Origin of the sequence: Sulfitobacter sp. (genome assembly GCF_041552635.1) — a bacterium.
Classification (GTDB): domain Bacteria; phylum Pseudomonadota; class Alphaproteobacteria; order Rhodobacterales; family Rhodobacteraceae; genus Sulfitobacter.
Window position 1 is genome coordinate 1 of sequence record NZ_JBFEKM010000014.1, and the last position, 20466, is coordinate 20466.

Here is a 20466-nt window from a genome sequence, read left to right on the forward strand (position 1 = left end):
AACAATATCAGCGAGCGGATCAACCGAGCTTTCTTCGGTGGTGCCCATGACAGCCACGACCTGCAAGACCGGCTGGCGGTTCTGGTAGCATGTTTCGATCTGGTCACGCAGGTGATCCATGCTCATGCGGCCATCCAGATCGACATGGGTGCTGATCACATGGTTCGCGCCAAGGCCCAGCAAGGCTGCCCCTTTGGGCCACGAATAGTGCCGCGTGCTAGGGGCCATGATGACGGGAAGCTGGGACAGGTCCTGTAAATAGGTGCGGTGCATGTCCGCCAGCCCGATGTTCTGGACCGAATACTTGTCCAGCATCGCCTTGATCGTATCGGCCGAGATCCCGCAGGTCTTTTCAATTTTGGGCGTCAGGCCGATTACCTCGTCGATGCCAAGGTTCATCAGCCCCCAATTGTCCAGATCAACCAGCTTGGCACTGCCGCCCTGCACCAGATTGACGACGAAATCCTTGGCTGCGGCCATCGCGGGCTCAAGCCGGATCGCATTGGCAAGAGACACCGGCAGATAGCTTAGATTGCGCGCGGCCCACATGCTTTCGGCGTTGGCGACCGACCCGTCACAGGTGATATGCCCCCAAGGGACAATCGCGTCGGTGCCGGTGGTATCGGTTTCGGGCACGGCATAGCCCAGCATCCGGCACAGGTCCTTGCCGACTTCGATCTCGAGCATGGTGGTGACGGGGGATGCTTCGGCCGCGACGTTGTTCTGATTGTACAACATTGCCGCGAAATAACCGACGAAACCCGGCATCGTGCAGTCCCAATACATGTGGGATTGGTTGCGATAGCTAGAGAGCGGGATCGACCCGTGCAGCGCGCCCAACATCTGCTCCAGATTTGCCTCTAGCGTGTCGATGGTGGACGTATACTCCTTCGTGCCCTTGATCGCATCGGTCACATAAACCGGGTCGTGGAACTGCATGCCATATTCGGACCGCGCATTGGCATTTGCCTCAACGGCCCGGGCGACCATCTTTTGCATGACATCCTTGTTTTCCCCCATCGGGCCAATGAACCACCCAGCAAGGGACGGCGATCCTTTGGCGTTGAACAGGTCAAACCGTCCGTTATCCTGTTCTGACTGGTGGAACGCGCTTAATACTTTTGCGAAATGGGCTTTGCTATCATGAGTGGTCATAGAATTTGGCCTTTTGCATAAAAATATGGGGTAAAGGCGCGCAACTTGCGCGGGACAGACGACTGACACACAGAAAAATAGTTAACGTCTTCGTAAGTATGTTAACGAATTTTTTACCGCGCCGTCAAAAAATTACATGCATTTGGGAGTAAAATTCCTGAAATACCCGCAAGATAGCGGGTATTTCTGAGGTCAGACCGCCTAGTCAGCCTTTAGTCGCGCCACGATACTACCTGAGGTTACAGAGCCGATGTTTTTACCACCCTCGATAACTGGAATCGCTGCGTCTGACCCGCCCATCTGTTCAATCAGTTCGGCGACGGGGGTTTCAGCCGCAACCGCGTCGGCGTTTGACGCAACCACTGGCCCCATCACATCACGGGCGGTCAAAACGCCCAGCGGGTTCATATTGGCCACAAATTCAGCAACATAGTCCGACGCCGGGTTCGAGAAAATCTCGCGCGGGGTGCCGCATTGCACGATCCGCCCGCCCTCCATGATCGCAATGCGACCGCCCAGCTTGAACGCTTCGTCCAGATCGTGGCTGACAAAGATGATCGTGCGTTTCAGGTCCCGTTGCAGGTCCAGCAGTTCATCTTGCAACCGTGTCCGGATCAACGGGTCAAGCGCGGAGAACGGCTCGTCCATCAGCAAAATCGGCGCTTCGGTGGCAAAGGCGCGGGCAAGGCCGACGCGCTGCTGCATCCCGCCTGACAAATCCCCCACCTTGCGGTCCGCCCAGTCGGCAAGCCCCACAAGGGCAAGCTGCTTATCCGCGCGTTTCAGGCGTTCAGCCTTGGGCACATCAGCCAGTTCCAGCCCCAAGGCCACGTTGTCGCGCACAGTGCGCCATGGCAGCAGGCCGAACTGCTGAAACACCATCGACACACATTCGCGCCGCACGCGCCGCAGATCAGTCGCAGAGCTGGCGGCGATATCGCAGGTCCACGACCCGTCATTCACCCGCACAGTGCCCCGCGCCATCGGGTTCAGCCCGTTGACCGCACGCAGCAACGTGGATTTCCCTGACCCGGACAGGCCCATAAGCACGAGAATTTCACCCGATTTCACATCCAGCGAGCAATTGTGGACCCCAAGAACCTGCCCGGTGGCGGCCTCAATCTCGGCCCGATCTTTCCCTGCGTCCATCAAGGGCAGCGCCTGACCCGGCTTTTCACCAAAGACGATGGAAACATTGTCAAATTCGACGGCGTTTTGGGGTGTGTTTGTCATTTCAGCGCTCATTTACGTGTCACCCGCAGCATACGGTCCAGCATGATCGCCACGACCACAATGATCAGACCGGATTCAAAACCAAGCCCCGTGTTCACTGAATTCAGGGCCCGCACCACTGGCACGCCCAACCCGTCCGCACCGACAAGCGCCGCAATCACAACCATCGACAGCGATAGCATGATCGTCTGGTTCAGGCCGGTCATGATCTGCGGCAGCGCATAGGGCAATTCAATCTTCCACAAGGTCTGGCTAGGTTTCGCGCCAAAGGCCTGTGCTGCCTCAAGCAAGGATTTCGGGGTCGATGCAATGCCAAGCTGCGTCAGCCGGATCGGTGCGGGCAGCACGAAAATCACCGTGGCGATCAGCCCCGGCACCATGCCGATCCCGAAAAAGACGATGGCCGGAATAAGATAAACGAAGGTCGGCAAGGTCTGCATCAGGTCAAGCACTGGGGCCATATAACGGTAAAGTCTGGGACGATGCGCCGCTGCGATACCAATCGGCACGCCCACGCCCATACACACGACACAAGCTGACAGCACCAGCGTCAGGCTTTCGGTGGTTTCTTCCCAATAGTCCTGATTGAGGATGAACAAAAAGCCGAGCACGACAAAGGCAGGTGTCTTCCAGTTGCGCTGCATGGCCCAAGTGAAGGCGGCAAACACGGCGATAATCACCAGGGGATGCGGCGTTTGCAGCACCCACAAGATCGCATCAATCAGCGCTTCCATCGCGACGGAAAGCCCGTCGAACATCCAGCCTGCGTTGACCAGCAGCCAGTCGAACGCCGCCTCGGCTGCGTCATCAATCGGGATCTTGTTGTCGGTCAGCCAGTTCATGCGAAACTCCGGTGGAAATCTGGGATTGGTCATACAAAAAGGGCCCACTGTGCAGCGGGCCCTTTTGATCGCAATGCTTACACTACTCGACGATCGACTTTGCGGCCATCATCGCGTCGCCACCGTCCTTGGTGGTCACGCCCGCCAGCCAAGTATCAAGCACGGCAGGGTTTGCCTTGATCCAAGCGGTTGCGGCCTCGTCGGGGTCTTGGCCGTCATCAAGGATGGCCCCCATGATTTCGTTTTCCATGGCGAGGGTGAATTCCAGATTGGTCAACAGTTTGCCAACGTTCGGACATTCCGCGACATAGCCCGCGCGGGTGTTGGTATAGACCGACGCGCCGCCCAGATCGGGACCAAAGAAATCATCGCCGCCCTCAAGATAGGTCAGGTCGAAATTGGCATTCATCGGATGCGGTTCCCAGCCCAAGAACACAACCGGTTCGCCTTTGCCTGTGGCGCGTTTGACCTGCGCCAGCATGCCCTGTTCTGACGATTCCTTGACCTCGAAATCCTTGAGATCAAAGGCGTTGGCATCAATCATGGACTGGATCAGGCGGTTGCCGTCATTGCCCGGCTCGATCCCATAGATGGTGCCATCCAGCGCATCCGCGTTGGCGGCAATGGCTGCAAAGGACGTGATGCCCATGTCGGCGGCGGCCTTGTTGACGGCCAGCGTGTATTTCGCCCCGTTCAGGTTGGCGCGCACGGTGTCAACAGTGCCTGCCTCGCGGTAGGGCGCGATGTCGGCTTCCATTGTGGGCATCCAGTTGCCTAGGAACACGTCGATATCACCTGCACCCATTGCGGTATAGGTAACCGGAACCGACAGGATCTTGATGTCTGTCTCATAGCCAAGCGCTTGCAGCACAACGGTCGTTGCCGCGGTGGTTGCGGTAATGTCGGTCCAGCCTACGTCGGAAAAGGTGATTTCGTCACACCCAGCAGCCGCAACGCCCGAGGCGAGGCTGAGGGAAAGGGCGGTGGTCGCGGCGAGAATTTTCATGGTGGTGTGGCTCCCAGTGTTGTTATAATTGATGGCGCAATAGACGGCCAATGCCCCGCATGATGCAACCCGTTTTATGATCTGGGTGGTCGCGCACGGTCAATTCACGGGCGTTCAAAGGCCAAAACACTGCCTTGGGATCAAGTTCACAGCAGCCCCTGCCCCGAACCTAAAGGAAAAACAGCAAAATGACATCGCTTTCACCCAGCTGGATCGGCCTGCATTGGGACACCGCAGGCGTGCAGGTCTGGGTCCATGACCAGAACGGTCAGCTGTCGGCACAGACACAGATACCTGCCGTCGAACCCCACCAGATCGCGGGTCAGTTGAATGCTTATTTACCGGCCCGGCAAACGACGCCGGTGATTTGTTCAGGGCTGCCATTTATCCCTGTCTCAGCCTACCGCGCCGTACCCGTGACTGCGGTGTCTAGCCTGTTGCAGGTCCAAACCGAAGATCCGCGCCTGCAATTACTGGCCATTCCCGGCCTGTCCCAAAAAAAGCCCGCCGATATGATGTGTGGCGACGAGACGGCAATCGCCGGGGTTCTTGCCGCCGAACCAGATTTTGACGGCGTCGTATGCAGTATAAGCAACAAGTCCGTCTGGACCCATATCAGCGCCGGCGAAATCGTCAGTTTTCAAAGCTTTCTGACCTCAGAATTGGCCTTGGGGTTGATGCATGGATCCCTGCTGGCACCGGCTGTTGCACATGGTAATTTCAGGGCGAACGCCTTTACCGATGTGCTGGAAAACATCATTGCGCGACCCCAAAATTTTGGCTCGGAACTGGGGCGCATTCCCGCAAGTGCGGCGCTGAACGGCACGGATGTCAACACATGCTGGTCAAGACTGATGGGGGCCGTGATCGGGCTGGAGCTTAGCGGTGCGCGTCCCTATTGGTTGGGGCAACGGGTGATCGTTTTGGGCGACGCTATGATGACACCACTGTATGTTGCGGCGCTTGCGCATGTCGGCCTGCGGGCGGAAACGCGGCCGCGAACCGACGCGGTGCTGGCCGGACTTCGCCATGTTCATAAAACATATGTCGCGCCGCAATAGGTCCTGAACGGCACGCCACGTGACCCAAGATCAGACATGCCCATGGGGTGTTGTGTGCTGTCCGAACATGCTAATTCCAATCAACACTTTTGCCGCAAGACAGGAATCCCCACAGGTGCCTCACGATAATTCTGCACAGGTAGACGTTTCCGCCAATCGCAGCGCGTCCAAATGGACCCCCCGGGAAAAGCTGGGCCGCGTCCTGTGGGGGGGCGCAGCGATTGTGTTTCGCCTAGTCCCCAGACCGCTTTGGGGCATCCGGCGCGCGATGCTTCGGGCGTTTGGCGCAAAGATCGGGGCCAATGTTCATATTCACCCAACGGTGCGCATATTCATCCCGTGGAACATAACCATCCATGACCAAGCCGCCATTGGCGATCGCGCGATATTATACGCCCTTGGGCCAATCACCATCGGCGCGCGCAGCACGGTATCGCAGGGTGCGCATCTTTGTGCCGGCAGCCATGATTGGCGTGACCCGCGCATGCCGCTTTTGAAGCATCCCATCGTGATCGGCGAAGACGCATGGGTGGCCGCCGATGCGTTTGTCGGCCCCAATGTCGTGATAGGCCCGCGTGCGATTGTCGGGGCAAGATCGGTGGTGATGAAACCGGTTGACGCGGATCACATTGTTGCCGGTAACCCCGCACGTCTGATCGGGCACAGACCAGCCAGCGACATTGGCATTGATAAGGCCGCTGAAAACCATGAGATTTAGGGGCCAACCACGCGAATACTTTTGCCCATCCCTGACAGTTCCGGCAAAATTTCGGTTAGTGAAAAAATGGTCGACAATTGTATCTTACCGGCCCAGATAGGCCCCTTATGAGAATTCTCAGCCCTCAGGTGGTCGTCATCAATCGCAGCCCCAAAATGCGCGCATCCGGTTTTAGTGCCGTCGACGTGTATTGTACCCGCATTTCAGTCGCGTACCGCATCGCCGCAATATGCGCGCAAACAAGGTAGGTCCCGCCCCATGACCACACCGTTGAACGGGCAAAAGCTGCAACAGATGAAGCCGTATTCGTTCACAGGATATAAACGCGATGCCGGTCCGGCGAAATCCCGCCCCAACGGACCTAATGACGTAAGACCGGTCTCACAAATATATGTCCCCACCTATGGTGATGCTACGCTATGGCTCAGGCCCTTAACGGGGCAGGTTGTGTCCGAGCCAGACCAGCATTCGACGTTTAATTTCAAAGACGTAAAGCTTCACAATGACAGGGCTTTACAGATCATGACGCAACGCAAGCGGCGTTACTTATCGGTGCAGACCGCCCCTTGGGATAGGCATATCGCGCAAAATGACTTTGCCTGCGCGGTTGAAAACCACTTTATGCACCCCGACCATTTCGATAAGCCTGCCCAACCCGTTGAACTGGCACATGCTGCCAATGGTCCGATCCCCGCCCACCAAATTTGGAAATCACCAGTGTCGATTGAATTTATCTAGATGCGCCTGTTCCGCCTCCCCCCCTCCGCCTATCTTTTCGGTTTGAACGGTTCCGTTGCGGCGGTTCAGATGGTGTCAAGCATCTTGCTTGCGCGTGTTCTGGGCGTAGAAGGACGCGGGATTTTCGCAAGTTGGGTCATTCTTGGCAGTGCTGCCGGTGGTGCCGCGCTTTTCGGATTGCATCTTTATGCTGGCCGCGCCGCCGCCCAAGAACCAAAGGCCGTTAAGGATATTTACAAACGCGTCTTTACCACCGCGCTTTATCCGATTTCCATCGCATGGCTTTTGCTTTTTGTGTTGTTTATGGTCAAAGACCTCGATGGCGGCCTGACCAGTTGGGCACTTGCCTGCGCATTTGTGGCTTTCAGCGTCTTCAATGCCATTCAGGTACAGGTCGAAATATCGCGAAACTCGTTGAAAACCTATGCGCTTGCGCGCGGCTCTTTTGCAATTTTCAACCTGATTGGTATCGCATCAGTTTACGTTCTATTTGCAAGTACGCCGCTCAATTACTTTTGGGCCCTTGTTTTGACGGCAGCCAGCGGTGCCGCCATTACATATTGGGCCATCGGTGAAACAATACGCGATGTCACCACCAAATGGAGTAGCACCAAAACCCCGTTCGCCAGCCTGCTGGATGCCAAGAAAGATGGCATGGCGACGTTAATGGTGGCACTTGCGACCATTGCGGACCGGCTGTTTGTTACCTTGCTGTTCAGTGCGGTCAATTTGGGGAATTACGTTGTCGCAATGTCCATCGCACAATTACAATCTCTCTTTAGCGAGGCAATGGCGCCGTTGTTTTTCGCACGGATGTCGGCACTAAAAGAAAACGACAAGCTGGATAAAGACTGGCTTGCCATGCGCATCCGCCAATCCACAATTGTAAATGTCATGTCTGGCCTGCTGACGTTCTGCGCTTCTTTCTTTGCAATTCCAATTCTGTTCGGGCCTGAATTTAACGGCGCAATCGGGTTAGCATGTTTCCTGATCCCGGCCTTTGCCCTCAAGGCCATCATGCGGCCATTCGAAGAGGCTCTTAAAGGGTTGAACAAGTCCTTGCAGCAATCTTTCGGGCTGATCATCTGGTTCAGTGCATTTGTGATATTGTGCATCCCTGCTTTGATTTTCGACAACGTTTATTATATTGCTGCCGCAATGGTTGGCGCGGGGCTGATCGGCGTCCTGACGATGGCCAGCCTGCTGAAAAAGCTGATCCAGATAAGATTGACCGATATGCTGGTTCCCCGAAAATCCGATTTCAACGGCTTGATCCGCGAAATCACCCGAAAAGGGGCATAGGAGTTTCCGATGAGTGTTGAATTTCAATTCATGTGGCTTGTCCACGTCATATTTGTTGTCTCAGCGCTTTCAGTGGCTTGGGTACGATTTCGGCAGCTCTTGCACCCTGTGTTTGTGTTCACAACAATTCTATGTGTGATGCTGTCCGATTTCATCATTCGTGGGTATGACGACTATAACCTCGAAAACCTTTGGCCGGACGTTATCGTAGAGGCGCAGACTACGATCCTGTTTATCTTTGCCGCCACGCTTTGTATCATTCACCTTATCCCCACCCAAAAGATCAATATAAACACCACCGCAGCGGAGCGGCTGTCGAAAAATCAGGCTTATATTTTTCTGGCTGGTGCAGTTTTTATTGTCGGTTTTGAGCTGTTCAAGCGGTACATTTCCGTCAACGGTTCATTTTCTGAAATGATCGTTCAGTCCCTACAGCCTCGGGGCGAAAGAAACTGGGACCAAGCCGCCTTTAACGGCAATGCGCTTTTTTCGCTTTTGACCAGTTTGTTCCCGCTGGCGTCTATCGTGTTCTCACTGCTTATTCTGGAACGCCGTGGCATCGTTCGGTTCATTTCAATTATTGGCTTTTTGCTAGCGATGAGCGTGCTGATCACCAACGGAAGCCGGACGCCCGTGGTGATCACTCTTTTCATCTTCTGGATGTTGGGAATGTTGCGGCTAAAAAGCCGGTCTGGCCGTATCGCATTGACAGCAGCGTCAATTGCGGGTGTGGCAATACTGACTTCCGCTATTTTATTGTTCCGCAGCACCGGTTTCCTTGAGGTTTCCATTTCTGATAATTACGAAGTAACCTACCATCAGGATGACAGCTATTACCGCGCAATCTATGCCTATGACGTGGCCACAACCAGCAACTACAACTGGGATGCCGCGACACATTTCGGGGTCATTCTGACAAACCCTATTCCGCGCGCCATATGGCCGAACAAGCCCTATCTGGATTCCTATTTCTTTGGCAATTACAAGCTTGACTATGTAACGACCCTGCACGTCGGTGAAATGGTTGCCATCTATGGGCCGGTCGGAATGATTATCCCATCTATTCTCTGTGGTATTTTTGTCTTTATGGTCCTTCGATGGTCGTATCGATATTGCAATTTTTCCATGGGCATTCCCATTTATCTTATTTGGGCGCTCTATTGCTATATGTCTATCCGTTCCACCTTGAACATAACGTACTTCATATACCTGCCTCTTGGGGCCTCATTGGTGTTCCAGCTTCAACGGCGACGACGCAAAAAGAAGGAGCTCAAGGCGTTCTGGCACTCGACGGCCCTTGCGCCTGCCAATCAGAAGTAGGATGCAAGTCGCCCTTTGCGCGACGTTATGGAATATGAGGGACGGTTTTTCGGTTTCTGCCCATCAGGTTTCTTGTTAAGGCCTACCGAAAAGAACCCTAATAGAATGATGTGACCCGATATGTTGCGCAGCTTTGAAACAATCGGCGGGTCAACCGCAAAAACGGGGGCAAAATCTGTTTTGGTTAGAGATATCGCAATTGGCGGATTTCCATTAAGCCGGTTTCTATCACTGCCTGTGCATAAACCACGTTCAACCATCGACCAAGGAAACCACAGTGCAAATCCTATTTGATGCGGGCTCGATGAGGGCGCTTCATGCGCAACGACAGGATGCCGCGACAGGGATCGATGCGCCGCTCAGGTGGCATCTGTTGGTCGACCATTTCGCGACGTCCTACACCGGCAGTCCGGTCAAAGCGCATCGGACCTCGGATGCGATCAAACCCAACCGTATGCTTTTTACTTGGCACCCTTCGGTAGATGCCTTGGGTCAGGCTTTGTTCGGTCAGGTCGCATATCTTTGCTGGGGCGTCGGCGCGATGAAACCCGCACGGCGGATATTTCTAAGCACGCTTTTGCGGTTTTCCAAACATCTGCTGGTCAATGAAACCACCTCCGAAAAGGAGGTCACGACCCTTTCCGGGCGCAGGCCCCTGATGGTGCCAATGTTTATCGACTACGAATACTTCGGCTTCAAAACAGCGCCAGAGCGCGAAGACTTCTTGTTCTGCAACGGAAGCAATGGCCGCGACCCCAAGCTGTTGGTCAAAATCGCCGAGGCCGGTCATCGGGTGATCTGGCTGTGCAACCAGCCGGAGTTGATTGAAAGTTACGCCACATCCCACCCGAATTTGCAGATTGTCACGCGGATTTCCTATTCTGAATTGCGCAATTTATATCAGACATGCCGGGCGGCGATCATGCCTTCGGTCGAAGATATTCATGCCGCAGGTCAAACAACCGGGCTAGAGGCCCTTGCCTGCGGTGCGCCGTTGATCGCTTCGGCCGGGCGCAGTGCGACGATTTTTGCAGATCTCAAATCCGTCAAAGTCTTGTCTTCAAACAGCTTTGATGGTTGGTTGGCCGCCATTCATGATATCGGGCAGCTTTGCGACCATACGCAGGATGCATCTGACTGGGTGACGCGGCACTGTGACAAGGACAGGGTGATGCGGATCTTGGGCCAGGTGCTTTTGAACCGAACCGCCCCTCTCTGACCACAAGCGAAAGTAAAGCATGCCTATTATCCCCAAGTTACGTGGAATTTTTTACGCGGTGACGGCCCCGATTTTTCTGCGTCGCGTCGGCAAAGGCACGATGTTTTTCGGGAATTTCCGAAGGGCCAATTTCGGGATGAATGCGACCATTGGTCGGCGCTGCATGATCGGATACGGCGTTTTCATGCAGATCGGCAGAAAAGCATCAGTTGTGATCGGTGATTATTCCAGTATCAACACTGGGTGTCATGTCGTTGCAAGTACCAAAATCACCATAGGATCTAATGTTGCCATTGGTGAATATGTGACCATCCGCGACCAGGATCACCTTTTTACCCCCAAAAACGGTGTGCGCGGCGAAGGGTTCTTTAGCGCGCCAGTCATAATTGAGGACAACGTCTGGATTGGCCGCGGCGTGCACATCGGGCCCGGATCATTGATCCAGTCCGGCACGATTGTCGCAGCCAATAGCGTTGTAAACGGGACGGTAGGACCGAACGAACTGGTGGCAGGCGCACCGGCCAAGGCCAAGCGGCGCATTGGACCTGACGGCGAACGCCTTCCTATGTTAGATGACTGAAACCACCTTTTTAGATAAGAATGCACAGACATGACTAAGATCGCGATTTTCACGCGCCAGATCGGGCCCTACCACGATGCACGGTTTCGCGCCGCCTATGCGGTTTGCCCGGGTGTGACGGTGGTTTCCACTGCTTCTCAAGGGTGGTTCAAGGAATTCACTTCGTTTGACCGATCCGGCGGCTATCCGGTAAAGACACTTTATAATTCGCTGCCCGACTATGATGCAGCCATCCGTGCCGACCAGATGCGCGGCGCTGTTTTTCAAGCGCTGGATGAAATCTCTCCCGATTGTATTGCCATCGGCGGATGGGCCGCGGCCGAAAGTGCTGCTGCGTTGTTGTGGGCCTACGAAAACGGCTGCCCGTGTATGATTATGTCGGAAAGTCAGGCTTTTGATGCGAAACGATCTCGGAGCGCTGAGTGGATCAAAAAGCAGATCGTCAAACTATGTAATGCAGCACTTGTTGGCGGTTATACGCACAAACAATACATGCAAGATCTGGGCATGGCAGACGATCTGATATCGTTAGGTTACAATGCTGTCGACAACGAGCATTTCAAAACACATGCGGCTGCTGCGCGTCAAAATGCAGACCGGTTGCGCGTAGAATTCGACCTGCCAGACCGCTTCATCCTAGCTTCCGGGCGTTTCATCGAGAAAAAGAATTTTCCTCGCTTGATCCGCGCCTATGCCGAAGCCAAGAAAGCCGTCCCCGACGCCCCGTCTTTGGTGATTTTGGGCGATGGTAAGGAACGCGCAATCATCGAAGCCGAAATTGCGGCAACCGCAATGCAGGACAGTGTTACCCTCGCAGGTTTTAGGACCTATGAACAACTGCCCGCGCTTTATGCATTGTCCGAAGGTTTCGTACATGTTTCCTTTGTTGAACAATGGGGCCTTGTGATCAACGAGGCCATGTCAACAGGCGTCCCGGTTATTGCCTCGCAAGCCTGTGGCGCTGCCAGCACTGTGATCTCTCAGGGCAAAAGCGGCTTTCTGGTTGATGCGACAAAGACCGCCAGTATTGCCGATGGGCTGACAAAATTGTTCCAGATGTCGCCAGAAGAACGCAAAACCATGGGTGCAAATGCGGCCGACGCAATCGCAGAGTGGGGTCCGGACCGGTTCGGAGAAGGTTTTGCCCGCGCGATTTCGCAAACCCTCCAATCCCCACCGCGCGGCAAACTCTGGTTCTGGCAAAAAGCGATGTTAGACAACTTCTCAAAGCGGATCATTCGCGACGTAGCCTAGGCGACACCGCTTTTTCTGAACACGGGATACCCAAGTACCATCATGTATTCACTCGGTATTATACTAGGATCAAGTTCTCACAAGGCGGGTGGGCTGTTCACCTCTGTGCGCAGATCCGCCCAAGCTTTGGCCGATCTTGGCGTCGATATTACCGTCTATGCATTGGACGACGCACCGAATGCTGCCGATGTCGCGGCATGGAAACCGCTGGAACCCCGGCTGTTTCCCTCACTAGGCCCGCAAAAACTGGGGATCAGCCCACACATGCGCGCGGCACTTGCGAAAGCAAATCATGATGTGCTGCATCAACATGGCATCTGGCAATATTTTTCGAAATACACCTCAGAATATACCCGCCGAACCGGCAGTCCAACCATGATCTCCCCTAGGGGCATGCTGGACAGCTGGGCGCTTGGCAATTCGGGTTATCGCAAGAGGATCGCGGGTCGGCTCTTTGAAGACAATAATCTTGCTGCAGCGCGCTGCATCCACGCCCTCAACACCTCCGAGGCGCAAGCGATATCAAGCCATCTTGGCAAAACAACCATCGCGGTTATTCCAAACGGCACGGATGTTTTGATTGGGGGGCCAGCGGATAGTACCGCGACCGCCGGAAAGCGACGCAAAAACCTTCTTTTTTTGGGTCGTTTGCACCCCAAGAAAGGCTTGAGTGAACTGATCGAGGCTTGGGCAAAGCTAAACCGGGATGGCGCAGATCAAACGGCAGACTGGCATTTGACGATTGCCGGATGGGGCGAGCAAGATTTTGTCGATCATTTGGGCCGGTGCATTGCGCAGACAAACCTTTCGAACATTACCCTGCGTGGCCCAGCCTTTGCAGATGAAAAAGCCGCGCTTTTTTCCGCATCGGATGGGTTTATCTTGCCCTCGCACTCAGAAGGGCTGCCTATGGCAGTGTTGGAGGCTTGGTCGGCGGGCCTGCCAGTCTTGATGACACGGCACTGCAATATTCCCGAGGGGTTTTCCGCACAGGCAGCGATCGAGATCCCGACGGACCCTGCCCAGATGGTTACGGCGCTACGTCAGGCCTTGGTTCGGACAGATCTTCACCAGATTGGCGCGAACGGTTTGGATCTGGTAAAGAACCGCTTTGCTTGGGAAAAAATCGCCAAGGAACATGACGCCGTCTATCGCTGGATGCTTTCCGGAGGGCCGGCCCCGCAGTCCATTTGGTCTGACCCGCCTGCCGCATAACCCGTTGGATATTTTCGAAACGGGGCGGTTCTTCCATTCAAATCATCACGTCACATCACCGAACGTCACCCTGAAGCTAGCCCCTTTACAAGTCGGATCATGCACAATGCTCAACGTTCCCCCCCAAAGCTCCACCCGCCGTCGCGCAATGGTCAATCCAAGCCCGCTTCCTTCGACAACATCCCGCGGTTTGAGCGAGGTGAAAGGGTCGAAAATGGAACCGTGATAGGATTCCGGTATCCCTGCCCCATCATCCGCGACATGAAGTGCACCATCCGTTCCAATATTGGCAACCCGAACAACCCCTGCTGCCGCGCCGTGATGTTTGCACGCATTCGTCAAAAGTTCAGTCAGGACATATTTAAACGACTGATAGGGTATGGTGCAGCTTTGTTTAGTCATCTGAAGATCAATTTCAAACCCGTCAGGCAGTGAGAATTCGGATATAGTCTCCTCGACCACATCGCTTAATTCCACCAGTGTGCTGGGTTCCTCCGCCCACTCAAGGGTGCAAAGTTCGCGCGTGGCATTGATCAGCATATCAGCACGTAGCGCGTTCACTTTAATATCCGATAAATATTGGTAGACATCGGGTGGAACAACGTCCTCAAGCCCCTCAAGATCTTCGATTATCCAATCTGGAAGCGTGCCTGTAGCCCTTAGACATGCCCGCAAGTCGTGGATAAAATGGGAAACAAATTTTTCACTGGTTATTCCCAGCCCTTGCACATGGGCCATCGCGCCTATCATTCCACATCCCCCAAAAGAACTCGTCCCCAAAACTGGGATACAACAGACTGCTTTCGAAATTCTTTACACATCCCTGCAAGATAGAATGCAATGTAACGGCAATCTTTTCAGCGTCCGTTTTTTGGTTATCAATCTTTAAGAAAGCTAGGTCAGTTTACCCGATAAATTAGGGAGCCAGTGGATGAAACATATCAGTTCAGATCTTGAAGGATCAGACAATGGCACTGACCTTTCCCCGCTCCATACAAAAGAAATCAAAATTCTGATCGTTGATGATTCATCATTTGATTCAAAAAATATTGAACGCCAATGCAAACGCACCAATATGCAGGTCGCAATCGACACGGCACCTGATCTGTCAACGATGCGTCGCGCACTTGATAAAAAATCTTATGATATCATCTTTGTGGACTACCACCTTGCCAGTGAAACCGGGCTTCAAGCGAGACAGGTCATCAGCCAACATTCACGCAATTCCGATGCCGCCACCATCATGATCACAGGCGAAGTGTCTCACGAAGTGGCTGTTTCAGCAATTAAAAACGGGTGCAAAGACTATGTTGCAAAAAGCGATCTTGATGCTCTTAGTCTTGAAACGATTATGAAATCCGCGACCAAGCGTCTTGAAAACCACGCCTCGCGGGTTTTGCAGGGGCAAATGGATGCTATTCACGACCGCACCGTTACGGCGATGACCGAAGTTGTGCAAAATCATCTTGCCGACGAACGCATCGTCGCCCTTGTCATGCGTGCATTGCAGCGGATCACCTACGTCGATGGACACCCGACCCTGCAAGGCGAACCTGATACAGTTTCCATATTGGAGGCTCAAAAACCTGAGTTTTTTGATTTTCAACAGCTGTCGAATGGGTTTGGTGACGGTGAAATCTAGAAACAGTGCGACACTCTTGGATAGTTTAGCTGAAATACGAAGGATAATTGATATAGAATAGACGTTCCTTCAGAGGGTCAGGAAACCGGAATAAATCTATTGAGCGTGGATTTTGATCTCATTCACTCAAATGCGACTGGCAAGGAAGCTTTGCACTAATAATGCACCAAAGTTTAAGGCAATTCGCCCCGAGCAGTGATATTCAACCACTGCCCGCGCGACAACCGCCATTGCCATTCGCAAAGGCTAAGACCTAAGCCTGATGCCATTCCCGGTCGCCTTTGACGTCTTTCACCCGCGTCGGCAGACCGATATCATCCAGCAATGTGAACAGCGGCTTTGGATCAAGTTCTTCGACATTCAGCATGACACCCTGATCGTAGGTGCCATCAGCGATCAACATCGCAACGGCCACCGGTGGAACGCCAGCCGTATAGGAAATCCCCTGACTGCCTACCTCGTTGAAGGCATCTTTGTGATCGGCGACGTTGTAAACGAACACCTCGACCGGTTCTCCGTCTTTGGTACCTTTGACCAGATCACCGATACATGTCTTGCCGGTGTAATTCGGTGCAAGGCTTGACGGATCGGGCAGCACGGCCTTAACCAGCTTCAGCGGCACAACCTCAAGCCCTTCGGCGGTGACCACGGGCTGTTCCGACAACAGCCCAAGGTTTTGCAACACCGTAAAGACGTTGATGTAGTGGTCGCCGAAGCCCATCCAGAACCGGACATCGGCCTGCGGATAGTTTGCCGCCAGCGAATGAACCTCGTCATGGCCGGACATATATGCCTTTTGCTTGCCGACGACGGGCAAATCCCATTCGCGGCCAACCTCGAACATCTTGTTTTCCTGCCACGCACCATTCTGCCAGCTGTAAACCGTGCCGGTGAACTCGCGAAAGTTGATCTCTGGGTCGAAGTTGGTCGAAAAATACTTGCCGTGGCTTCCGGCGTTGATGTCAACGATATCGATCGACGTGACTTCGTCCATGAATTCATCGACCGCGAAACGCGCAAAGGCGTTTACCATACCCGGATCAAACCCCGCACCCAAAATCGCCGTGACGCCCGCCTTGGCGCAATCGTCGCGACGCTTCCATTCATAGTTACCGTACCACGGCGGCGTTTCGCAGATCTTGGTGGGGTCTTCGTGAATGGCGGTGTCGATATAGGCAGCACCGGTCTGAATGCAGGCCTCTAGCACGGTCATGTTTACGAAAGGCGATCCTACGTTAATTACGATTTGCGCACCAATCTTGCCAATCAACGCCGCAACGGCATCGCTGTCCATGCCATCAACCTCATGCGCTTTGAACACGCCGTCCTGCTTCATCGCATCCTTTTCATGCACGCTTTGAATAATCGCCTCGCATTTGGCGACGGTCCGGCTGGCAATATGAAGATCACCCAGAACATCGTTATTTTGCGCGCATTTATGCGCCACGACCTGTGCGACGCCACCAGCGCCAATGATAAGAACATTGCGTTTCATATATCCAAAGACCTTTGTTAGTGTTTCGTTCGTTTGCGCCCGTTTATGATAGGGCGGCGGCGAAATCATCGTAGTCAAAATCGCGCACCAGGCGCGTTGTCCCATCCAGTTCACGGATCGCGATGCTTGGCATCTTGACCCCGTTGAACCAATTTTTCTTGACCATGGTATAGCCCGCTGCGTCCTGAAACGAAAGCCGATCACCGGCTTTCAAGGGCGCATCAAAGCGGAATTCCCCAAAGATATCACCGGCAAGACAGGATTTTCCGCAGATCATCCATTCATCGTCACCTGTGTTCGGGCTGATCTTTGCAGGTTCGCGGTAGATCAGCAGATCCAGCATATGCGCCTCGATCGAGCTGTCGACGATGGCAAGGTTTTTACCGTTATGCATGGTATCAAGCACTGTTACCTCAAGCGTGGCAGCCCCCGTAATAGCGGCCTCACCCGGCTCAAGATAAACCTGGACGCCGTATTTTTGCGCAAAGTTTTTCAGTCGCGCGGCCAAAAGATCAAGCGGGTAATCGGCACCGGTAAAGTGGATACCGCCGCCCAGACTGATCCAGTCCATGGCGTGTATCACCGTGCCAAACCGATCCTCGATCAGGGTCAGCATCTCGTCAAACCGCGCAAAACTGTCGTTTTCGCAGTTATTATGGAACATCAAGCCGCTGATCAGATCGGCAACGGCGGCAATCCGGTCGGGGTCATGTTCGCCAAGACGGCTGAACGGGCGCGCCGGATCGGCCAGATCGAATTCAGAGGTGGACACCCCCGGATTGACCCGCAGCCCCCTGATATGGTCCTGCGACGCATCCGAAAATTTGGTCAACTGACCGATGGAGTTAAAGATGATCTTGTCGGAGCATTCCAGCACTTCCGCAATCTCGTGATCGGCATAAGCCACTGAATAGGCGTGAGTTTCACCGGGAAATTTTTCGTGCCCCAAGCGGACTTCGTACAAGGAGGATGACGTGGAGCCATCCATGTATTGCGACATAAAATCAAACACCGACCACGTGGCAAAACACTTGAGCGCCAACAGCGATTTCGCACCAGACTCAGCGCGCAGCCAAGCGATTTTCTCAAGGTTCGGCAGCAAGCGCGCCTTGTCGATCAGGTAATATGGTGTCTGCACTTCACGCCCTTTCAACAGGTTTCCGAGGTCTGTCTAGGTAGGGCGAAATGACCAATTCGGCAAGGGTTTGAGTGGGTTAATCTGGCTTAAACAGGTCGTCTGCTCGCCAGCGCCTGTGCGCCCTATGGGGTTGTGGCTGGTATCAAACGCCGCCCATGACACGCCCTTGCAACCATAAGATCGACGGATAGGCAGCGACCCAGAACCACACAAAACGGTTCAGCCCGAATAAACAGGCATTGGCGATGTGAAACCAAGCAGCAAGGATCAGCGCAAGGACAAGCAGACCGGCGTTCAGAAAACTGAGCGGGAATAGCAATTCAAACAGCATCACGCTCCATGAAGCGGCCCAAAGTAGTCGTGGGCGCTGTGCCAAGGCACGCAGGGATTCAGCGACCGGATAAGCAGAAAAGCTGAACACGTCGCGCAACGCTCGTCCCCTGCGCCATTCCGGGTTCACGATTTTGACCTGCCCCGAGATGAAATATGACAAGAACACCTGGACCGCCAGATAGCCAAATGCCGCCTCTTGCAGCATGGCGTTCGGCATCCATCGCGCCGCGCACAAGCAATAGAGCACGAGCAAGCCCATACGATCACTGCCGCCATTATAGGGACCCTGAAACCGGTGCAGCACCAAGATACTGTGCACGCAAAGGGCCAACAGCACCCACGCGCTAAGAAAGCCCCACAGCAGCAGGATGCACAAGGCAGCCCGCCCGACGAACAATATCCGGGCGGTGTGTGATCCCAAGACATGCTCAGCACTTTGCTGCAAAAAGGCCAATGCCAAAATGATCTCGGTGGCGCGCAAGGCGGCATCAAGGGTCAGCACGCTGCACCAGCAGAAATCGCGACGGGGTCCGAGAGAAAAACGATGTCTTCCACCAGCCCGGTGCCATCACGGTGCACGAAAATCAGCCGAAACCGAAAAAATTGCGCGTTGGCATACACCTGAGACTTTTCAATATCCGCCTGAATGCGCCGCGCGATTTCTGTGATGCTGTGATCGGTGGGCTGCTGTTCAATCCGCTCGGCGCAGCTGACCACGAACAAGCTATCGTTCCACGCAGGGTTCCAGAACAGCCGCCCGAGCATCTGCAAGGGCGTTACGGCAAGCGGGCGCGGCCGAAAACCTTGCCAATCACGCGCATGGCTGTCCACGTCGGAAAGGAACGACCATTGGACCCGTGGCGAAGGCTCAATAGCCTTGAAAAACCGCCACGACGGAATGAGCACAGGCAGGATCAAGGACAGTGTTTTCCACATTACCCGATGTAAACGACACTTTGGTTAACTCTGCGTAAAACACGCAGGTTTGCCGACCCCACAGGCTTTAACACCCCGCAATTACAAAGAAGCCAAGGCAACGGAGCCGGACCACATTCCAGCATTCAAGACACGGCCAATTCCTCCGCGTTCCTATTGCTCTGCCCCGATGCAGGTCCTACTGCTGAGGCAATAAGAATTTTTCACGGTTTTTTGAGATAGGCACAGAACAGATGACCACCGGCTCTCCTTCACAGGTCACTGGCTATTCAGCCGCATGGGTGATCGTTTTCGTCTGGTCCTTTTGGCTGATCGTCAGCCGCGTTGCCAATCAAAGCGGCCTTACGGTTTATGATCTTGCGGCCATGCGATACGGGTTGGCCTCGTTGGTGGCAGTGCCGCTTTGCATTTATTACAAACCTTGGCGGGGTCTTTCGCTGGTCCAGATGGCAGTACTGTCGTTCATCTTGGGGCCGGTCTATATCCTGTCTGTTTTTTCCGGCTTTGTATTTGCCCCCGCCGCACATGGCGGGATATTTATGAACGGGATACTGCCGCTGGTCGGCATCGTGCTGGGTGTGCTGCTGTTTCGCGCCAAGCCCAGCGCGCGACAGCTGTTTGGCGCTGCACTGATCCTTGTGTCAGCGATCGTGCTTGCGTGGGACGGGGTCGCCACCCGAAGCGAGACCGCATGGATCGGGGATCTTCTTTTCATCGTCGGCGCGGTTTTCTTCTCGTTCTACATGATCCTTTCAGAGCGCTGGCAGCTTGGCGCGATGCAGATTATTTTTTGCGGTACCGTGGTGAATGCCGTGATCTATTTACCAATCTGGGCGCTTTGGCTGCCGTCTGGTCTGGCCGAGGCACCGATGGGCCCGCTTTTGTTGCAAGCCGTGTATCAGGGGTTTGTGCCGAACCTGATCGGATTGCTGTTTATCGCACACGCTTCGCGGCGGATCGGAAATGGCAACACCTCTTCCATCCTTGCGGCTGTCCCCGGTGTGGGGGGCATTCTGGGTGCTGTAATCTTGGGCGAAAGCCTGAGTTGGCTGAGCATTGCTGCCCTTGGCCTTTTGACCGTCGGTTTGTTGATCAGCGTGCGTAAGCGCCAGATGCTGCCGCCTTGATTTGACGCGGGGCGGATCTACTTCAACATGGACGCCCTGCTGAATGGCAAGCAGGACCAGACGGCAATGGCCAAGATCAACTTGGCCCAATTCGACAGTTGGCTATTATTCCTATCCGCTCCCCCGCGAGATCGTGTTATGTTTGCGCAACG

Annotated in this window: 19 protein-coding genes and 1 pseudogene; 11 read left to right on the top strand and 9 right to left on the bottom strand. The window is 54.2% G+C overall.

From position 1 onward, the window contains the following. The 4 genes and pseudogenes from ABYT07_RS02770 to choX form a co-directional block, all read right to left on the bottom strand. Positions 1 to 1155: pseudogene (locus ABYT07_RS02770) on the bottom strand (hypothetical protein); the annotation flags it as partial. A gap of 201 nt (positions 1156 to 1356) precedes the next feature. Further along, positions 1357 to 2388 (bottom strand): choline ABC transporter ATP-binding protein, encoded by a 1032-nt coding sequence (gene choV / locus ABYT07_RS02775; protein ID WP_372989294.1) that lies wholly within the window; start codon positions 2386 to 2388, stop codon positions 1357 to 1359. Between the two features lie 8 nt (positions 2389 to 2396). Next, a complete protein-coding gene (gene choW / locus ABYT07_RS02780) occupies positions 2397 to 3230 on the bottom strand; it encodes a choline ABC transporter permease subunit (protein ID WP_372989296.1) in 834 nt (277 codons plus the stop codon). 82 nt (positions 3231 to 3312) lie between these two features. Further along, the gene (choX, locus tag ABYT07_RS02785) at positions 3313 to 4236 is read right to left on the bottom strand and encodes a choline ABC transporter substrate-binding protein (RefSeq protein WP_372989298.1); all 924 of its coding nucleotides are present in this window, start codon (positions 4234 to 4236) and stop codon (positions 3313 to 3315) included. Positions 4237 to 4424: 188 nt separating this feature from the next. Here choX and ABYT07_RS02790 point away from each other — a divergent pair, with 188 nt between their 5' ends. From ABYT07_RS02790 to ABYT07_RS02830, 9 genes are all read left to right on the top strand, one after another. Further along, positions 4425 to 5297 (top strand): 2-dehydro-3-deoxygalactonokinase, encoded by an 873-nt coding sequence (locus tag ABYT07_RS02790; RefSeq protein WP_372989300.1) that lies wholly within the window; start codon positions 4425 to 4427, stop codon positions 5295 to 5297. 115 nt (positions 5298 to 5412) lie between these two features. Further along, on the top strand, positions 5413 to 6015 hold the full coding sequence (locus tag ABYT07_RS02795) for an acetyltransferase (RefSeq protein ID WP_372989302.1): 603 nt from the start codon (positions 5413 to 5415) through the stop codon (positions 6013 to 6015). Positions 6016 to 6273: 258 nt separating this feature from the next. Then, complete coding sequence (locus ABYT07_RS02800) at positions 6274 to 6753, top strand: hypothetical protein (protein ID WP_372989304.1); 480 nt, start codon at positions 6274 to 6276, stop codon at positions 6751 to 6753. A gap of 69 nt (positions 6754 to 6822) precedes the next feature. Beyond that, the gene (locus tag ABYT07_RS02805; RefSeq protein WP_372989305.1) at positions 6823 to 8055 is read left to right on the top strand and encodes a lipopolysaccharide biosynthesis protein; all 1233 of its coding nucleotides are present in this window, start codon (positions 6823 to 6825) and stop codon (positions 8053 to 8055) included. A 30-nt stretch (positions 8056 to 8085) separates the two neighbouring features. Next, positions 8086 to 9375: an O-antigen polymerase gene (locus tag ABYT07_RS02810; protein ID WP_372989334.1), complete on the top strand. Its 1290-nt coding sequence runs from the start codon at positions 8086 to 8088 to the stop codon at positions 9373 to 9375. A 277-nt stretch (positions 9376 to 9652) separates the two neighbouring features. Beyond that, a complete protein-coding gene (locus ABYT07_RS02815; RefSeq protein ID WP_372989306.1) occupies positions 9653 to 10594 on the top strand; it encodes a hypothetical protein in 942 nt (313 codons plus the stop codon). A 19-nt stretch (positions 10595 to 10613) separates the two neighbouring features. Then, positions 10614 to 11174, top strand: coding sequence for an acyltransferase (locus ABYT07_RS02820; protein ID WP_372989307.1), 561 nt, complete (start codon positions 10614 to 10616; stop codon positions 11172 to 11174). Between the two features lie 30 nt (positions 11175 to 11204). Then, positions 11205 to 12428 carry a glycosyltransferase gene (locus tag ABYT07_RS02825; RefSeq protein ID WP_372989309.1) on the top strand — a complete coding sequence of 408 codons (1224 nt, stop codon included), beginning with the start codon at positions 11205 to 11207 and terminating at the stop codon, positions 12426 to 12428. A 42-nt stretch (positions 12429 to 12470) separates the two neighbouring features. Further along, positions 12471 to 13643 carry a glycosyltransferase gene (locus ABYT07_RS02830; RefSeq protein WP_372989311.1) on the top strand — a complete coding sequence of 391 codons (1173 nt, stop codon included), beginning with the start codon at positions 12471 to 12473 and terminating at the stop codon, positions 13641 to 13643. 45 nt (positions 13644 to 13688) lie between these two features. Here the strand turns inward: ABYT07_RS02830 and ABYT07_RS02835 are convergent, their stop codons facing one another. Continuing rightward, entirely contained in the window at positions 13689 to 14381 is a 693-nt protein-coding gene (locus tag ABYT07_RS02835) for an ATP-binding protein (protein ID WP_372989313.1), read from the bottom strand. Positions 14382 to 14574: 193 nt separating this feature from the next. Between ABYT07_RS02835 and ABYT07_RS02840 the strand changes: the two genes are divergently transcribed. Beyond that, the gene (locus ABYT07_RS02840; RefSeq protein WP_372989314.1) at positions 14575 to 15285 is read left to right on the top strand and encodes a response regulator; all 711 of its coding nucleotides are present in this window, start codon (positions 14575 to 14577) and stop codon (positions 15283 to 15285) included. Between the two features lie 253 nt (positions 15286 to 15538). Here the strand turns inward: ABYT07_RS02840 and ABYT07_RS02845 are convergent, their stop codons facing one another. The 4 genes from ABYT07_RS02845 to ABYT07_RS02860 form a co-directional block, all read right to left on the bottom strand. After that, positions 15539 to 16780, bottom strand: coding sequence for a saccharopine dehydrogenase family protein (locus ABYT07_RS02845; protein WP_372989315.1), 1242 nt, complete (start codon positions 16778 to 16780; stop codon positions 15539 to 15541). A gap of 43 nt (positions 16781 to 16823) precedes the next feature. Next, positions 16824 to 17918 (bottom strand): carboxynorspermidine decarboxylase, encoded by a 1095-nt coding sequence (locus ABYT07_RS02850; protein ID WP_372989316.1) that lies wholly within the window; start codon positions 17916 to 17918, stop codon positions 16824 to 16826. A gap of 142 nt (positions 17919 to 18060) precedes the next feature. Next, on the bottom strand, positions 18061 to 18753 hold the full coding sequence (locus ABYT07_RS02855) for an HTTM domain-containing protein (protein ID WP_372989317.1): 693 nt from the start codon (positions 18751 to 18753) through the stop codon (positions 18061 to 18063). Next, positions 18747 to 19187, bottom strand: coding sequence for a hypothetical protein (locus ABYT07_RS02860; protein WP_372989318.1), 441 nt, complete (start codon positions 19185 to 19187; stop codon positions 18747 to 18749). The genes ABYT07_RS02855 and ABYT07_RS02860 overlap by 7 nt, the downstream gene beginning before the upstream one ends. A 233-nt stretch (positions 19188 to 19420) precedes the next feature. Here ABYT07_RS02860 and ABYT07_RS02865 point away from each other — a divergent pair, with 233 nt between their 5' ends. Next, on the top strand, positions 19421 to 20314 hold the full coding sequence (locus ABYT07_RS02865) for a DMT family transporter (protein ID WP_372989319.1): 894 nt from the start codon (positions 19421 to 19423) through the stop codon (positions 20312 to 20314). The last annotated feature ends 152 nt before the right edge of the window (positions 20315 to 20466 follow it).

Coding starts and splice junctions, on each gene's coding strand:
- choV (WP_372989294.1), bottom strand. CDS start 2,388: ATGACAAACACACCCCAAAACGCCGTCGAATTTGACAATGTTTCCATC.
- choW (WP_372989296.1), bottom strand. CDS start 3,230: ATGAACTGGCTGACCGACAACAAGATCCCGATTGATGACGCAGCCGAG.
- choX (WP_372989298.1), bottom strand. CDS start 4,236: ATGAAAATTCTCGCCGCGACCACCGCCCTTTCCCTCAGCCTCGCCTCG.
- ABYT07_RS02790 (WP_372989300.1), top strand. CDS start 4,425: ATGACATCGCTTTCACCCAGCTGGATCGGCCTGCATTGGGACACCGCA.
- ABYT07_RS02800 (WP_372989304.1), top strand. CDS start 6,274: ATGACCACACCGTTGAACGGGCAAAAGCTGCAACAGATGAAGCCGTAT.
- ABYT07_RS02805 (WP_372989305.1), top strand. CDS start 6,823: ATGGTGTCAAGCATCTTGCTTGCGCGTGTTCTGGGCGTAGAAGGACGC.
- ABYT07_RS02810 (WP_372989334.1), top strand. CDS start 8,086: ATGTGGCTTGTCCACGTCATATTTGTTGTCTCAGCGCTTTCAGTGGCT.
- ABYT07_RS02820 (WP_372989307.1), top strand. CDS start 10,614: ATGCCTATTATCCCCAAGTTACGTGGAATTTTTTACGCGGTGACGGCC.
- ABYT07_RS02825 (WP_372989309.1), top strand. CDS start 11,205: ATGACTAAGATCGCGATTTTCACGCGCCAGATCGGGCCCTACCACGAT.
- ABYT07_RS02830 (WP_372989311.1), top strand. CDS start 12,471: ATGTATTCACTCGGTATTATACTAGGATCAAGTTCTCACAAGGCGGGT.
- ABYT07_RS02835 (WP_372989313.1), bottom strand. CDS start 14,381: ATGGCCCATGTGCAAGGGCTGGGAATAACCAGTGAAAAATTTGTTTCC.
- ABYT07_RS02840 (WP_372989314.1), top strand. CDS start 14,575: ATGAAACATATCAGTTCAGATCTTGAAGGATCAGACAATGGCACTGAC.
- ABYT07_RS02845 (WP_372989315.1), bottom strand. CDS start 16,780: ATGAAACGCAATGTTCTTATCATTGGCGCTGGTGGCGTCGCACAGGTC.
- ABYT07_RS02860 (WP_372989318.1), bottom strand. CDS start 19,187: ATGTGGAAAACACTGTCCTTGATCCTGCCTGTGCTCATTCCGTCGTGG.
- ABYT07_RS02865 (WP_372989319.1), top strand. CDS start 19,421: ATGACCACCGGCTCTCCTTCACAGGTCACTGGCTATTCAGCCGCATGG.